Annotated in this window: 1 protein-coding gene; it reads right to left on the minus strand. The window is 67.0% G+C overall.

Annotated features, from left to right (window positions below; all coding sequences use genetic code 11):
- A partial coding sequence (locus F6W97_RS39935; protein WP_230687361.1) for a carbohydrate ABC transporter permease occupies positions 1-640 on the minus strand: 640 nt, incomplete at its 3' end.
- Between the last annotated feature and the right edge of the window lie 305 nt (positions 641-945).

Here is a 945-nt window from a genome sequence, read left to right on the forward strand (position 1 = left end):
CCCAGACCATGTCGAACAGCTGGATGCTGCCGATCACCGACAGGAACACGCTGATCCGGATCGTCGGGCCCAGCAGCGGCAGCGTGACATGCCGGAACACCTGCCACGCGCTCGCCCCGTCGGTCGTCGCGGCCTCGGTCAGCTCCTGCGGAATCCCCTGCCGGCCCGCCAGGTACAGGATCATGTGGAAGCCGAAGTACTTCCACGAGATGACCAGGAACAGCGCGAACAGCACCGTGTCCGGGTCGGCGAAGATCGCGCCCGCGTCGGCGCCCAGCCACTTCGACAGCGTGTCGCCCAGGCCCCGGTTCGGCGAGAACACGAGGGTGAACAGCACCGCGGTGGTGACCTCGGACAGCACGTACGGGGCGAAGAAGATGACGCGGTAGACGCTGCGGCCCTTGAGCTTCTGGTTGAGCAGCATCGCCAGGCCGAGCGACACGGGCAGCTGGATCAGCAGCGACAGCCCGATGAGCACGAACGCCCGCCACAGGTCGCCGAGGAACGTCGGGTCCTCGAACGCCCGGGTGAAGTTGTCGATCCCGACGAAGTTCTCCGGCAGGCCGAAGCCGTTCCACTTGTACAGGCTGGCGTAGCCCGCGACCACGATCGGGGTGACGACCAGCAGCAGGAACAGCACCAGCGCCGGGGTCAGGAACAGGGCGATGGTGCCGAGGCGGCGACCCGGCCGGAACCGCCGCCAAGAGCTCGGTCGCCGCGTCGTCGGTGCGCCGGCCGGTGATCGTCGATGGCGTCATCGTGCCTGCTCCACTCGGTTGTCGTACGCGGCTGCGGGTTCTTGGTCTTTGCACATGGCTACTGGCTCTTCGCGACCTTGGTGATGTCCTTGACGATCTGCTCCGGGGACTTCGAACCGGCGACCAGCTCGGCGACACTGTCGTTGACCTGCTGGCCGACGGCCGGCGGATACGCCTGGTCCAGATA

Source organism: Catellatospora vulcania, from assembly GCF_009720385.1.
GTDB lineage: Bacteria > Actinomycetota > Actinomycetes > Mycobacteriales > Micromonosporaceae > Catellatospora > Catellatospora vulcania.